This window comes from Clostridium sp. (assembly GCF_047718555.1).
GTDB lineage: Bacteria > Bacillota > Clostridia > Clostridiales > Clostridiaceae > Clostridium_I.
The window spans coordinates 1-14,224 of sequence record NZ_JBDNRK010000024.1; the positions used below are offsets into that span (position 1 = coordinate 1).

Consider the following 14,224-nt stretch of genomic DNA (forward strand, 5'->3'; position numbering starts at 1 on the left):
TTATTATACATTCTATTCAGCTAATTTAATACAAATTATTATTAAAGTTTTAATTTTTTTTACTTTTATACATAATTTTTTATTCTATATTTTAAAAATAAATTTTTAATTATAATTTTATTCATATTTTATGTAAAAATATGAATATCAATGTATTATTTTGTATATCACTATATGTTGTAATAATTTCGAAATAATATTACAATATATAGTGTCAAATAATTTACATATAAGCCATAATAATTAAACCTTTAATTTTAAATTGCCTAATAAGTATTATATATATATAAATTTACTTATTACAAATTACCCCTTATTCTTTGATAAGAGCACACTAAATAAGCGTGCTCTTATACTAATTAATTACAATTAGCTTAATTAAATCTATTGCCATAATATTTATTTACATATGCTAAATACATTTTTCTCATTGCTTCTAGTGTTTCTACCTGAGTATGTACTTTATTTTTTACGCAAGTATCAGCCAATTCATTACAAATAAAGCATTTTCTCTTTTCATAACCAAATTCTCTTCTTTCTATAGGTCTACAATCAGAACTATACACATCAATATCTATGCACGTTCCTAACATATGCTTATTTTCTATTTCAATACAGGTTTTTTTAGCCTTTATTTCATCCATATTTAAAAGAAACGTTATTATAGGGCCTTCTAATGTAATTCTAAAAATTTTTAAATAAATTTCATTATTAAAAATTTCTGTTATTATATTATCCATACATTTAATAATATTTATCGTAGTATTATTATCCCTATTGCTACCCGAATAGTTTACTTTCATTGATAAAAGTGTTTTTTTATATTTATCTATTAATTTTTTCTGAAAGACATACCTTTTTTCTCTATCTAAAAATATTGCATTATCATCATATTCCATATATGCCGAAGAATTATCAATTATATATTCTCCTTTAACTCCCTCCTAGTGTAGTTATAACAGAGCTAATGACTAAATATTTTTTTCGTGTTTAAATACTGCTCCCTACCATATTCATAAAGATTATTTCCCAAACTATCAATTATTACAATGGCAGGAAAGTTTTCCACCTGAATTTTTCTTATAGCTTCAGATCCCAAATCTTCATAAGCTATTATGTCCGATTTTTTTATACACTTAGATATTAAAGCTGCTGCCCCCCCTATAGCTCCAAAATATACCGCTTTATTTTTTTTCATTGAATCAATAACTTCCTTTGATCTTAATCCTTTACCTATCATTCCTCTTAATCCTATATCTAAAAGCTTTGGTGTATATGAATCCATTCTATAACTGGTAGTAGGCCCTGCTGAACCAATAGGCTTATTGGGCTTTGCAGGTGTTGGACCTACATAATATATAATTTGGTCTTTAATTTCCATTGGCAAATCCTGCTTTTTATTTAAAAGTTCAATTAATCTCTTATGTGCTGCATCTCTGGCAGTGTATATTGAGCCTGAAATCAACACCTTGTCTCCTACCTTTAATTTGCATGCTTCTTCCTCAGTAAAAGGAATATTAAGCTTTATATCCATTATATACCTCCAAAATGTATAACTCTTAATTAGTAAGTGATTTATCTATAATATTTTAACTACATGTCTTGTTACATGGCAGCTTATATTTACAGCTACAGGTAAGCCAGCAATATGCGTTGGAAATGTCTCTATATTTACACCTAAGGCAGTAGTTTTTCCTCCAAACCCTTGTGGTCCTATACCTATTTCATTTATTTTCTCTAGCATCTCTTCTTCAAGTTTGCTATAAAATAAATTTTTATTTCTAGTATTTATAGGTCTTAGAAGAGCTTTTTTGGAGAGTAATGCAGCTTTCTCAAAAGTACCACCAATCCCTACTCCAACTACAATAGGTGGACATGGATTAGGACCAGCCTCCTTTACTGTATCCAATATAAAGGCTTTTACCCCATCTAATCCATCTGAGGGCTTTAACATTTTAATCTTACTCATATTTTCAGATCCAAATCCCTTAGGGGCTATAGTAATTTTTATATTTTCCCCCTTTACAATTTCATAATGAATTACAGCAGGTGTATTATCTTTAGTATTAATTCTTTCAATTGGGTCACTTACCACAGATTTTCTTAAATATCCTTCCTCGTAGCCTTGCCTTACCCCCTTATTAACAGCATCCTCTATAAACTCTCCTGTAATATGTACATCTTGTCCTATTTCTAAAAACACACATGTCATCCCAGTATCCTGACATATAGGAACCTGATCTTCTTCTGCTATTTTACTATTATTCATTATTATTTCAAGGATATCTTTTGATATGACAAAGCTTTCTTCCAAACATGCTTTCTCAATTGCATTAAAAATATCCTTTGGTAAATAATAATTTGCCTCAATACAGAGGCCTTTTACGGCCTTTGTTATTTCCTTAGAATCTATTTGTCTCATATATTCTTACCTTTCATTTCTGTATTTATTTTTATTCTTATATTTATTACACCATCTATGATGAATAATTTCAACATTTAATTGCTCATAAACTCAGCAATCAATCCATGAAACCATTGGTAACCCTTAATTCTCTTCATAAAAAATTTTTATAAATAAATATGTCTATATCAATACCTACACAAATTGTCTACCTAGTCTAGGTTTAGCACACTAATAATATATATTTCTCAGGAAATATGTCATTATTTATTAATTAGTTTCATTGGCATAATAAGATTTTATAGACTTACACAATGATTCTGCTATTTTTTGTTGATATTCTTCACTTTTTAATTTACTTTCATCAGAAGGATTTGACAAAAATCCACATTCAACAATAACGGATGGAATATCTTTTCTACATCTTAAAATTTTATAGGAATCTAATGCAGCCTTCTCAACTCTTTTACTATCATCCCTTAAATCATTTCTAAAGTTTTCTTGTATAATGTGTGCAAGCCTTTGACTATCCGAATTAGATGAATACCATACCTGTGATCCATAATATTTGCTCTGAGGGAACATGTTAAGGTGTATACTTATAAACATATCACAATTACTTTCATCTTTCATTTTACATCTATTCTCTAAATCCTCATTTTTTTTCTTTCTAACTTTTCCTAAATCAGTGTATAGTCCTTTGTCCTCCTCACGTGTCATTACTATTTTAAAGCCTTCATCTTGTAAAGCTTTTCTCAGCTTTAGGCTTATACTTAAATTAATATTTTTTTCTACAGTTCCATTTTTGGATTGAGCTCCTCCATCCATGCCACCATGTCCTGGATCTATCAATATTATTTTTTTATCATCAGTCTTAACTTCAAAATGATTTTGTATTTCGTAAGCATTAATAAAATCATTCAGTGAAAAAAATATTAATAAAAAAGTAATTACAGTTACATTAAATACCCTTAACTTTTTTTTCACCCTACTCACTCCTCGTCTTTATATAAAAATCTTATACTATTATCAAACTTATTATGTACTATATTAGATATTTTAGTCACATATCAAGTAATTTAATAAATTAGTTACTAAAAAAAATAAAAATCACATTTATTTTAAAACGTGATTTTTTACATACTATAATATTATTGAAGTAAATAAATTATTCTTTATAATATTTTTAGTATTAAAGAAAATATACTGGAAATTAAAATACATACTGGTATAGTAACTAACCAAGTCCACAATACATTTTTTACAATCATCCATTTAACAGAAGATATTCTATGAGAGGCTGCAACACCCATAATAGATGATGATATAATTTGAGTGGTACTAACAGGATCATTCATCATTGTAGATGAAAAGATAACTGCAGCAGCAGTAGTTTCAGCTGCAAAGCCATTTACTGGTGAAAGCTTTGCCATATTCATTCCCATTGTTTTTATTATTTTATATCCACCAACAAAAGTTCCCAATGCCATTGCTAAGGCACAGGCTCCTTTTACCCATATGGGAATATGAAAGTTACTTATCAATCCACCACTTACTAGCGCCATAGCTATAACTCCCATAGATTTTTGAGCATCATTTCCGCCATGATTTATTGCAATAAGCATTGCTGAGCATATCTGAGCTTTTGAGAAAAAGCCTGATACTGTTGAAGGCTTAGTATATCTAAGCATCCACTGGAGACCAATCATAAATAAGTATCCAAAAACAAATCCTAATATTGGTGATAAAAATAGTGGTATTACAATTCTAATAAAAAAGGTTGTCCAATTAACCACAGAAAAAGACGTTTGATAAACAATAGCTGCTCCAACTAAGCTGCCAATCAACGCATGTGAAGAGCTGCTTGGAATTGCAAAATACCATGTGAACAAATCCCAAATTATAGCACTTAAAATAGCCACAATTATAACAGTAGGAGATATTAGATTTGGATTTACTATTCCATCTCCTATAATTTTAGCAACCTTCTCATTCATAAAAGCACCTAAAAAATTAAAGGATGCTGACATAATTACAGCCCATTTCATACTTAATACTCTAGTAGATACAGAAGTTGCAATTGCATTTGCACTATCATGAAATCCATTTATAAAATCAAAAAGTAAAGCTAGAACTACAATTATTACTGATAAATATATTACTGAACTATGCATTCTTCATAGCCACTCCCTCAATGAGATTTGCAATTGATTCACAAGCATCTAAGGTATTCTCTATATATTGATATATTTCTCTCCACTTAATAACATCAAGAACGGGTATATCTTCTACAAATAGTTGCCTTACGGCATTTCTAAATATCAAATCGCCTTCTTCTTCAATTTTATTTATCTCTATAATAATTTCTGTAAGCTTAGTATTATTTCTCATATTTTTAAATTCTTCCATTAACTTTATTATGTAACCACAAGACTTAACGATGAAATCGGCCAATATTTTAGCTTCCTCTTTTACTATATCTACATTGAACATTACAAATCTGCTGGCACTTGCCTCCATAAAATCCACTATATCATCCATTTCCTTTGATATAGAATATATATCCTCTCTGTCAAAGGGGGTTATAAATGTTTTATTAAGTTCACTTAATATATTATGCTGCTGGTTATCACTTATTTTTTCCATTTGTTTTATTTCTTTTAATTTTTCATAAGGATTAGAAATATCTTCTACAAAAGCTTTAAATAACAAAGAAGTTTCATGAATAGTATATGCATTCTCAATAAATAAATCATAAAATTTTTCATCCTTTGGAGATAAACTAAACATATTGATCCTCCTATATTGATATAAATATTCAACAATTAAGTAATTATATCATATATTAATATAAAATATAACAGTAATATATAGGAACTGCAATGGATAATATACACTCTATGTATTGAATATTCATAAATTTTGTATAAATATTAAATCTAAAAATGATCTGAAATCTCAATTATATTAAAATTTTTTATATGTGCTTGATTAGCAATGTAAAATACACAAATCAGAAATTGTAGCAAAATATGTATTAATTTTCAACAACAAAAAAAAGAGAGGATATTCCCCTCTTTGAAAACCAACTATCTCTTTGAGAATTGTGGAGATCTTCTTGCTTTCTTTAAACCGTATTTCTTTCTTTCCTTCATTCTTGGATCTCTTGTTAAAAAGCCAGCTTTTTTAAGTTCTCCTCTTAATGATTCATCAGCTTTTAATAGAGCTCTTGATATACCATGTCTTATAGCTCCAGCTTGACCTGTGAATCCTCCACCATTTACATTTACAAGAACATCAAATTTGTCTTTTGTACCAGTTAAAACTAGTGGCTGATTAACTATTACTCTTAGAGTTTCTAATCCAAAATATTTTTCTATCTCTCTTTTATTTACTATGACTTTACCCTCTCCTGGTACAAGTCTAACTCTAGCAATGGATTTTTTTCTTCTACCTGTTCCAATATATTGTACTTTAGCCATTTTATATCCTCCTTCCAACTACGAATTAATATGTCAATTTTAATACTTCTGGTTTCTGAGCTTCATGATTATGTTCATTTCCTCTATATACTTTAAGCTTTTTAAGAACCTCTCTACCCAATACTCCACTTGGAAGCATTCTTCTTACAGCTTCCTGAAAAACAAATTCAGGTTTTTTAGCTAATGCTTCTTTGTAAGGTATTTCCTTTAATCCACCTGGATATAATGAGTGGTGTCTCAGCATTTTTTGATCTAATTTTTTTCCTGTTAAAACTACCTTTTCAGCGTTTATAACAATAACAAAATCTCCAGTATCTACATTAGGTGTAAATGTAGGCTTATTTTTTCCTCTTAATATTAATGCAATTTGACTTGCTGCTCTACCTAAGGTTAATCCATCAACGTCAACAACATACCATTTTCTTTCAACTTCTTGCGGTTTCGCAATGTATGATTTCATTTTTTTCCCTCCCTGAACTTTACATAAATTACGTTCTATGTCAAAGATCCGGGGCTAGTGGATCTTTTTTAAGCAACGTTATACAAACATATATATTATAATACAATCTGCCACGCGTGTCAATAAATTTATGCATATTTTAATTAATAATATACCTTTTCTAAACACAGCCCCCCTGGTGGCACACATGGTCCTGACATGGTTCTATCTTTTGATATAAGTATGTCTTTAATCCTTTTAGCTTCAACTCTCTTTAATCCAACTTCAATTAAAGTCCCTACAATAATCCTTACCATATTATATAAAAAACCATCACCTGTTATGGTGAATATTATGTAATCACCTTGTTTTACTATCTTTAAACTGCTTATTGTCCTTACAGTGGTTTTTGTATTTCCTCCGCTGCTTTTAAAAGCAGCAAAATCATGAGTACCAATAAATTGCTTACTGGCATCTACCATTAATGCTACATCTATATTTCTTCTAAAATGATAGACATAATTCCTTCCAATTGCTGGTCTTTGAGGTGTATTTAAAACAGTATAACTATATGTCTTACCTTTACTATTAAATCTAGAATTAAAATTTAATTCCACTTCCTCTGAATTTAAAATTACAATATCCTCAGGTAGCTTACTATTCAAAATATTTCTAAATCTATCAGATGGTATTTTACTCTCAGTCAAAAAATTTCCTACAAACCCTCTTGCGTGAACACCAGCATCAGTCCTACTGGAACCTATAATCTTTAGACTCTCACCAGTTATATCCTTTAAACTTTCTTCCAATATTTGCTGGATAGTTATGGCATTATTTTGTATCTGCCAACCAGAATAATTGGTACCATCATATTCAATAGTAAGTTTAACATTCTTCATAACCTCACACCCTAGATTTTATATAGATCATTGTTAAAGAAGCTTTAACACGTACTATAAACAAAGCCAATGGCTTCATTTCGCTATGTATTTTTCGAATCAGTAATCAATAAAATCTACTCCAAATTGAAACCACAACAAGCATCGCTGTTACTAATATCGCTATTCCATCCCTAGAATGAAACTTAAGTATTTTCATCCTAGTTCTACCTTCTCCACCTCTATAACATCTAGCTTCCATGGCCATAGCCAATTCATCTGCTCTTCTAAAGGAACTTATAAATAATGGAACTAATACCGGTATTAAATTTTTTGATCTTTGTAGTAAATTCCCAGACTCAAAATCTGCTCCCCTTGCCATTTGTGCTTTCATAATTTTATCAGTCTCATCTATAAGTGTCGGAATAAATCTTAATGCTATAGTCATCATCATAGCTAAGTCATGAGATGATATTCCAACTTTTTTAAGGGGACTCATCAATTTTTCTAATCCATCCGTAAGTTCTATAGGTGAGGTTGTTAATGTAAGTAGTGATGTACCTACAATTAAAAATACTAGTCTCAACACCATAAATCCTGCTATATTTAAACCTTCTTTATAAACTTTAATAATTCCATACTTAAAAACTAAGCTTTGTCCCGGTGTCATTAATATATTCATTATAGCAGTAATAATTAACAGTATAAAAATAGGTTTAAGTCCTTTATATATATATCTAAGTTGGATTTTTGAAACCAGTATAGTTATAGCAGTAAATATTATTACAAATACATATCCAAAATATTGATCTATTAGAAATAAATTAATTATATATATTATAGATAAGATTATTTTAATCCTAGGATCTAATTTGTGAACAAAAGAATCCGCTGGAACATATTGTCCAATTGTTATATCTTTAAGCATTTTCACCGCCCCTTAAAACCCTTAAAATTTCTTTTCTGGCCTCATCAACAGTGAAGATATCCTGAGATATATTAAATCCTTTTTCTCTTAATTTTCTTACTAAATAAGTTACTTGCGGCACTGCTAGACCTACTCTTTCGAGAGTATCTATTTCTTTAAATATATCACTTGGCTTTCCATCCAAAATACATTTTCCCTTATTCATGACTAAAATTCGATCGGCCACCTTTGCAACGTCTTCCATGCTATGAGATACCAACACTATGGTCATTTTATACTCCTTTTGCAGCTTCAAAGTTTGATTTAGAATATCATCTCTTCCCTTTGGATCAAGTCCAGCAGTAGGCTCATCTAAAATTAAAATTTTAGGTTCCATAGCAACAACTCCCGCTATAGCTACTCTTCTTTTCTGACCACCACTAAGTTCAAAAGGAGATTTGTCTTTAAAAGCTTCATAGTCCAAACCAACCATATCCATAGCTCTTTTCACACGAATTTTAACTTCATCTTCAGTAAGTTTTAGATTTATTGGGCCATAGGCTATATCCTTTTCAATTGTTTCTTCAAAAATTTGATATTCTGGATACTGAAACACCAAACCAACTTTTTTTCTAATGTCAGATAATTTAGTAGTTTTTAATGTCATATCAAAATCATCTATAATTATTTTACCACTGGTAGGTTTTAATAACCCATTTATATGTTGTATTAAAGTTGATTTACCTGAACCTGTATGACCTATTAATGCAACAAACTCACCATCATTAATGTTTATATTTATATTGTCTAAAGCTTTCTTTTCAAAAGGTGTACCTGGCATGTAAATATGCGTTAAATTATCTATTTTAATCGACATAACTCATTCACCATCTCATCTATAGTTAATATATCACTTTTTATATCAATGCCACTTTTTCTAAGTTCATATGCAAGTTCCGCCATTTGTGGAACATCTAACCCAATTTGCTTCATAATCTCTACTTCCTTAAATACTTCCCTAGGAGAACCTTGATTTATGACCTTTCCCGTATCCATAACTATTATTCTGTCAGCTCCAATTGCTTCCTCCATATAATGTGTTATAAGAATTATTGTCATATTACTGTTGCTATTCAAATTTTCTATTGTATTAATAACCTCGCTTCTTCCAAGGGGATCAAGCATGGCTGTAGATTCATCAAATATTATACATTCAGGCTTCATAGCCAGAGTTCCAGCTATAGCGACTCTCTGTTTCTGACCTCCTGATAATAAATGTGGAGCATGTTTTCTATAGTCATACATATCTACTTCTTTAAGAGAATCATCAACTCTTTTTCTTATTTCACTAGGTTCAACTCCCAAATTTTCAGGACCAAAAGCAACATCTTCTTCAACAATTGTTGCCACTAATTGATTATCTGGATTCTGAAAAACCATTCCTGCCTTATTTCTTATAGCCCATACATTATTGTCATCTAAAGTATCCAATCCATCAACAATTACATTTCCCGTTGTAGGAATCATAAGTGCATTTATATGCTTAGCAAAAGTTGATTTACCAGACCCATTTCTACCTAATATAACTAAAAATTCACCTTTGGGAACATTGATATTTATATCATCTAAAGCTAGATTAAATGTTTTGTCTTCATTATTTTCATATCTATATGTAACATTTTTGCATTCTACCATGTTATTTTTCATAATAACACCCCAAAATTTAATAAAATGGGGACTAAGCTAGAATTCTACTTAATCCCCTTTTAGTTACACCAATTCTAATATAACTATTTCAGCTCCGTCGCCTCTTCTTGGACCCATTTTTAATATTCTAGTATATCCACCATTTCTGTCAACATACTTAGGCGCTAATGTATCAAATAGTTCACTAACTACATCTTCTTCTGTTACAAATGCAAGCACTTGTCTTCTAGCATGTAAATCTCCTCTTTTTGCAAGAGTAACCATTTTCTCTGCTAAACTTCTTGTTTCCTTAGCTCTTGTTTCAGTAGTTTCTATCTTACCGTGTTTTAAAAGACTAGTAACAAGATTTCTTAACATTGCTTTTCTTTGGTCAGTTGGACGACCAAGTTTACGATATCCTGCCATGTACTTACCTCCTTACTCTTCACTTTGCTTTAATGATAGTTCCAAAGCTTCAAGCTTTTGTTCAACTTCTTCAAGTGATTTTTTACCTAAATTTCTTACTTTCATCATATCTTCCATGGATCTCTCTGTTAATTCCTGAACTGTATTAATACCAGCTCTCTTTAAACAGTTATAACTCCTCACTGAAAGATCTAATTCTTCTATAGTCATTTCAAGTACTTTTTCTTTCTTATCTTCTTCTTTTTCTACCATAATTTCAACGTCATCTGCATGATCTGTTAAAGTCATAAATAATTTAAAATGTTCGATAAGAATTTTAGCGGATAAGCTTATAGCTTCTTCCGGTCTTATAGTTCCATTAGTCCATATCTCAATAGTCAACTTATCATAGTCCGTTATTTGGCCAACTCTTGTGTTCTCAACACTAAAGTTAACTCTTTTTACTGGCGTATATATTGAATCTACCGGAATAGTTCCTATAGGCATATCTTCTCTTTTATTTCTATTTTGAGTAACATAGCCTCTTCCTCTGTTAACTTCAATTTCCATATATAACTTTCCATCACTATCAAGTGTAGCTATATGTAAATCTTTATTAACAATTTCTACATCTCCATCAGTTTTTATATCAGCAGCAGTAACCTCTCCAGCTCCTTCAGCATCAATATAAATGATTTTAGGACCATCACCGCTCATTTTCAGAGCTAAACATTTAATGTTTAATATGATTTCTGTTACATCTTCCTTAACACCTTTTATAGTTGAAAATTCATGAAGCACACCTTCTATTTTGATGGAATTGGCAGCAACTCCTGGTAATGATGATAGTAGAATTCTTCTAAGAGAATTTCCTAAAGTAATTCCATAACCTCTTTCTAAAGGTTCAATAATAAACTTACCATAAGAACCATCCTCATTAGATTCTACACATTCAATTTTTGGCTTTTCTATTTCTAACATCTATGACCCTCCTTTATTATAAAGTGGCAACCTATTTGAGGGCAACTGATTCTATATCAACTATTTGCTGTATAACTCAACTATTAATGTTTCATTTACAGGAACATCTATATCTGATCTAGTTGGTTCAGCTACAACTTTTCCTTCGAAGTTTTCTGCATTTGAGGTAAGCCAAGCTGGTAAAGCCTTTGGATTTTCAACAAATGTCTTAAACTTTTCAGTTCCTCTGCTCTTTTCTGATACAGTTATTACGTCATTAACACTTAATTTATATGATGCTATATCTACTTTATGACCGTTTACTAGGAAATGACCATGAGTAACTAGCTGTCTTGCCTCATTTCTTGAATCTCCATAACCTAATCTGTAAGCTACATTATCAAGTCTTAGTTCAAGAAGTCTTAATAAGTTTTCACCTGTTATTCCCTTTACTCTTTCAGCCTTCTCATAATAAGTTCTAAATTGGCCTTCAAGTACCCCGTATATTCTCTTAGCCTTTTGTTTTTCTCTTAATTGTAATCCATAGTTAGAAAGCTTCTTTCTACCTTGTCCGTGCTGTCCTGGTGCATAGCCTCTTCTAGCAAATGCACATTTATCTGTAAAACATCTATCTCCTTTAAGAAATAGTTTTAAACCTTCTCTTCTGCATAATCTGCAAACTGCTCCAGTATATCTTGCCATTAAATCTTACACCTCCTGTGCTCTAATATTAAACTCTTCTTCTTTTAGGTGGTCTACAACCATTATGAGGAATAGGAGTAACATCTTTTATTAATGTAACTTCTAAACCAGCTGCTTGAAGAGATCTTATAGCAGCTTCTCTACCTGATCCAGGTCCTTTTACATAAACATCAACACTTTTTAATCCATGTTCCATAGCAGTCTTTGCAGCTGTTTCTGCTGCCATCTGTGCAGCAAAAGGAGTACTTTTTCTTGATCCTCTGAAACCTAAGCCACCTGCACTTGACCATGAAAGTGCATTACCAACGCTATCAGTTAATGTTACTATTGAATTATTAAATGTTGATTTTATATGTGCACAACCATGTTCAACATTTTTTCTTTCTTTTCTTCTTCTTGTTTTTTTACCTTTTTGAGCTGGCATTATCATCCCTCCTTATATTACTTTTTCTTTTTAGCTCCGATTGCTCTTTTTGGGCCTTTTCTAGTTCTTGCATTTGTTTTAGTTTTTTGTCCTCTCACTGGAAGACCTCTTCTATGTCTTATACCTCTATAACATCCAATTTCAACTAATCTTTTGATGTTAAGAGCTACGTCTCTTCTTAAATCACCTTCAACTTTGAAGTTTTTATTAACATAATCTCTTATAGAATTAACTTCTTCTTCAGTTAGATCTTTAACTCTAGTATCAGGATTTACGCCTGTAGCTTTTAATACTTCTTGTGATTTTGATAATCCTATACCAAATATATATGTTAGACCTATCTCTACTCTTTTTTCCTTTGGTAGATCAACACCAGATATTCTTGCCATTAAAATTTACACCTCCCAGGTATTAATACACTAAATTTCAAACTATCATTTTAATTAATTATATATAAAGTTTTAGGCAATAAAATTTACTTTATTGGCAGCCGTCCTAAAACACATTTTAACAACAACTTAAATATTTTTCAACACGTTAGCCTTGTTTTTGTTTATGTTTAGGATTTTCGCAAATAATCATTACTCTTCCTTTTCTTTTGATTACTTTGCACTTTTCACATATAGGCTTAACTGATGGTCTTACTTTCATAGCTAACCCTCCTTATTTTACTTAGCTCTCCAAGTTATTCTCCCTCGACTTAAATCATATGGGGATAATTCAACTGTTACTTTGTCTCCAGGTAATATTCTTATAAAATTCATTCTTAATTTTCCTGAAATGTGCGCTAATATTTTTTGACCACTTTCAAGTTCTACTTCAAACATAGTGTTTGGCAGGGCTTCTAAAACTGTTCCCTGCATTTCAATTACATCATCTTTTGACATAAGGTAATCAAACCTCCTTATTAGTACATAGTGACTGCAGAAACCTTTTTATTTGTGAATTACTAACTTCTACATTAGATATTAAACACTGCCTAATGTCCTCCGCAACTGTTTCGGTAAACATTAAATGTCTGATTTTTTTCTTTTTAGGCTTTTCAACTTTTCTTAAATCACCATCACAAATATAAACATATTCTTTATCTATTATATCCATAATAATAAATTTTCTATCTACATCTCTACCAGCCTTTGAATACACAACTGTACCCAAACAATCCTTATTCATCAGTTCACCTCTGTTGACTAAAAGTAAGTATTTCAGGTCCATTATCTAAAATAGCTACAGTATTTTCATAATGTGATGATAAACTGCCGTCATCAGTAACTACCGTCCAATCGTTTGATTGTACACTAACATAATATTTTCCAGCATTAACCATAGGTTCTATGGCTAAGACCATGCCATGAAGTAACTTAGGTCCTCTCCCCGGTGTACCAAAGTTAGGTACTTCCGGTTCTTCGTGCATATCTTTTCCTATGCCATGGCCTACATAATCTCTAACAATAGAATATCCAAAACTTTCTGCATAAGTCTGAATGGCTGAAGATATATCTGAGAGTCTATTCCCTACAACTGCCTTTTCAACACCTTTGAAAAAACTATCTCTAGTTACATTTATAAGATTTTTTGCTTGATCAGATACATTTCCTACTGGTAAAGTTCTAGCTGCATCACCTTGATATCCATTTAAAATAGCGCCACAATCTATACTTATTATATCGCCTTCCTGCAGCACTCTATTTCTGTCTGGAATTCCATGAACAACTTCCTGATTTATAGATGCACATATTGAAGATGGGAATCCATAATATCCTTTAAATGATGGAACAGCACCTTGTGATCTTATGAATTCCTCCGCTATTCTATCTAAATATGCAGTTGTTATTCCAGGCTTTATAACTTCTTCCATTTTGAGCAATGCTTCTTCCACGACTTTTCCCGCTTGCCTCATGTAGTCAATTTCTCTATTGTTTTTGATTATTATCATA

General features: G+C 30.9%; 21 protein-coding genes. All 21 read right to left on the reverse strand.

Translation table 11 applies throughout. From position 1 onward, the window contains the following. Window positions 1-374: 374 nt before the first annotated feature. Complete coding sequence (gene citX, locus ABF633_RS11045) at window positions 375-899, reverse strand: citrate lyase holo-[acyl-carrier protein] synthase (RefSeq protein WP_415523775.1); 525 nt, start codon at window positions 897-899, stop codon at window positions 375-377. 65 nt (window positions 900-964) lie between these two features. Then, window positions 965-1,534 carry a Fe-S-containing hydro-lyase gene (locus ABF633_RS11050; RefSeq protein WP_415523776.1) on the reverse strand — a complete coding sequence of 190 codons (570 nt, stop codon included), beginning with the start codon at window positions 1,532-1,534 and terminating at the stop codon, window positions 965-967. A 45-nt stretch (window positions 1,535-1,579) separates the two neighbouring features. Then, window positions 1,580-2,422: a fumarate hydratase gene (locus tag ABF633_RS11055; protein ID WP_415523778.1), complete on the reverse strand. Its 843-nt coding sequence runs from the start codon at window positions 2,420-2,422 to the stop codon at window positions 1,580-1,582. Between the two features lie 252 nt (window positions 2,423-2,674). Beyond that, window positions 2,675-3,391 (reverse strand): N-acetylmuramoyl-L-alanine amidase CwlD, encoded by a 717-nt coding sequence (cwlD, locus tag ABF633_RS11060; RefSeq protein WP_415523779.1) that lies wholly within the window; start codon window positions 3,389-3,391, stop codon window positions 2,675-2,677. A gap of 188 nt (window positions 3,392-3,579) precedes the next feature. Next, on the reverse strand, window positions 3,580-4,578 hold the full coding sequence (locus tag ABF633_RS11065; RefSeq protein ID WP_415523780.1) for an inorganic phosphate transporter: 999 nt from the start codon (window positions 4,576-4,578) through the stop codon (window positions 3,580-3,582). Next, window positions 4,571-5,194: a DUF47 domain-containing protein gene (locus ABF633_RS11070; RefSeq protein WP_415523781.1), complete on the reverse strand. Its 624-nt coding sequence runs from the start codon at window positions 5,192-5,194 to the stop codon at window positions 4,571-4,573. Before ABF633_RS11070 ends, ABF633_RS11065 begins: the two co-directional genes overlap by 8 nt. Before the next feature lie 299 nt (window positions 5,195-5,493). Next, window positions 5,494-5,886 (reverse strand): 30S ribosomal protein S9, encoded by a 393-nt coding sequence (gene rpsI, locus ABF633_RS11075; protein ID WP_415523782.1) that lies wholly within the window; start codon window positions 5,884-5,886, stop codon window positions 5,494-5,496. A 25-nt stretch (window positions 5,887-5,911) separates the two neighbouring features. Beyond that, entirely contained in the window at window positions 5,912-6,346 is a 435-nt protein-coding gene (gene rplM / locus ABF633_RS11080; protein ID WP_415523784.1) for a 50S ribosomal protein L13, read from the reverse strand. 143 nt (window positions 6,347-6,489) lie between these two features. Continuing rightward, window positions 6,490-7,224: a tRNA pseudouridine(38-40) synthase TruA gene (gene truA / locus ABF633_RS11085; RefSeq protein WP_415523785.1), complete on the reverse strand. Its 735-nt coding sequence runs from the start codon at window positions 7,222-7,224 to the stop codon at window positions 6,490-6,492. 106 nt (window positions 7,225-7,330) lie between these two features. Continuing rightward, window positions 7,331-8,131 (reverse strand): energy-coupling factor transporter transmembrane component T family protein, encoded by an 801-nt coding sequence (locus tag ABF633_RS11090; RefSeq protein ID WP_415523786.1) that lies wholly within the window; start codon window positions 8,129-8,131, stop codon window positions 7,331-7,333. Further along, entirely contained in the window at window positions 8,124-8,987 is an 864-nt protein-coding gene (locus tag ABF633_RS11095) for an energy-coupling factor transporter ATPase (RefSeq protein ID WP_415523787.1), read from the reverse strand. Before ABF633_RS11095 ends, ABF633_RS11090 begins: the two co-directional genes overlap by 8 nt. Further along, on the reverse strand, window positions 8,972-9,817 hold the full coding sequence (locus ABF633_RS11100; protein ID WP_415523788.1) for an energy-coupling factor transporter ATPase: 846 nt from the start codon (window positions 9,815-9,817) through the stop codon (window positions 8,972-8,974). The genes ABF633_RS11095 and ABF633_RS11100 overlap by 16 nt, the downstream gene beginning before the upstream one ends. A 63-nt stretch (window positions 9,818-9,880) precedes the next feature. Further along, entirely contained in the window at window positions 9,881-10,222 is a 342-nt protein-coding gene (gene rplQ / locus ABF633_RS11105) for a 50S ribosomal protein L17 (protein ID WP_415523789.1), read from the reverse strand. A gap of 12 nt (window positions 10,223-10,234) precedes the next feature. Then, the gene (locus ABF633_RS11110; protein ID WP_415523790.1) at window positions 10,235-11,182 is read right to left on the reverse strand and encodes a DNA-directed RNA polymerase subunit alpha; all 948 of its coding nucleotides are present in this window, start codon (window positions 11,180-11,182) and stop codon (window positions 10,235-10,237) included. Window positions 11,183-11,242: 60 nt separating this feature from the next. After that, window positions 11,243-11,863, reverse strand: coding sequence for a 30S ribosomal protein S4 (gene rpsD / locus ABF633_RS11115; protein ID WP_415523791.1), 621 nt, complete (start codon window positions 11,861-11,863; stop codon window positions 11,243-11,245). Between the two features lie 28 nt (window positions 11,864-11,891). Beyond that, complete coding sequence (gene rpsK / locus ABF633_RS11120; RefSeq protein WP_015617466.1) at window positions 11,892-12,287, reverse strand: 30S ribosomal protein S11; 396 nt, start codon at window positions 12,285-12,287, stop codon at window positions 11,892-11,894. Between the two features lie 17 nt (window positions 12,288-12,304). Continuing rightward, window positions 12,305-12,676 carry a 30S ribosomal protein S13 gene (rpsM, locus tag ABF633_RS11125; RefSeq protein ID WP_415523792.1) on the reverse strand — a complete coding sequence of 124 codons (372 nt, stop codon included), beginning with the start codon at window positions 12,674-12,676 and terminating at the stop codon, window positions 12,305-12,307. Between the two features lie 148 nt (window positions 12,677-12,824). After that, window positions 12,825-12,938: a 50S ribosomal protein L36 gene (gene rpmJ / locus ABF633_RS11130; protein ID WP_015617468.1), complete on the reverse strand. Its 114-nt coding sequence runs from the start codon at window positions 12,936-12,938 to the stop codon at window positions 12,825-12,827. A gap of 17 nt (window positions 12,939-12,955) precedes the next feature. Further along, window positions 12,956-13,174, reverse strand: a complete 219-nt coding sequence (gene infA, locus ABF633_RS11135; protein ID WP_003448027.1) for a translation initiation factor IF-1 — start codon at window positions 13,172-13,174, stop codon at window positions 12,956-12,958. Window positions 13,175-13,181: 7 nt separating this feature from the next. Then, window positions 13,182-13,460, reverse strand: a complete 279-nt coding sequence (locus ABF633_RS11140; protein WP_415523793.1) for an RNA-binding protein — start codon at window positions 13,458-13,460, stop codon at window positions 13,182-13,184. A 4-nt stretch (window positions 13,461-13,464) separates the two neighbouring features. Then, window positions 13,465-14,223: a type I methionyl aminopeptidase gene (map, locus tag ABF633_RS11145; RefSeq protein WP_415523794.1), complete on the reverse strand. Its 759-nt coding sequence runs from the start codon at window positions 14,221-14,223 to the stop codon at window positions 13,465-13,467. Window position 14,224: the final 1 nt, after the last annotated feature.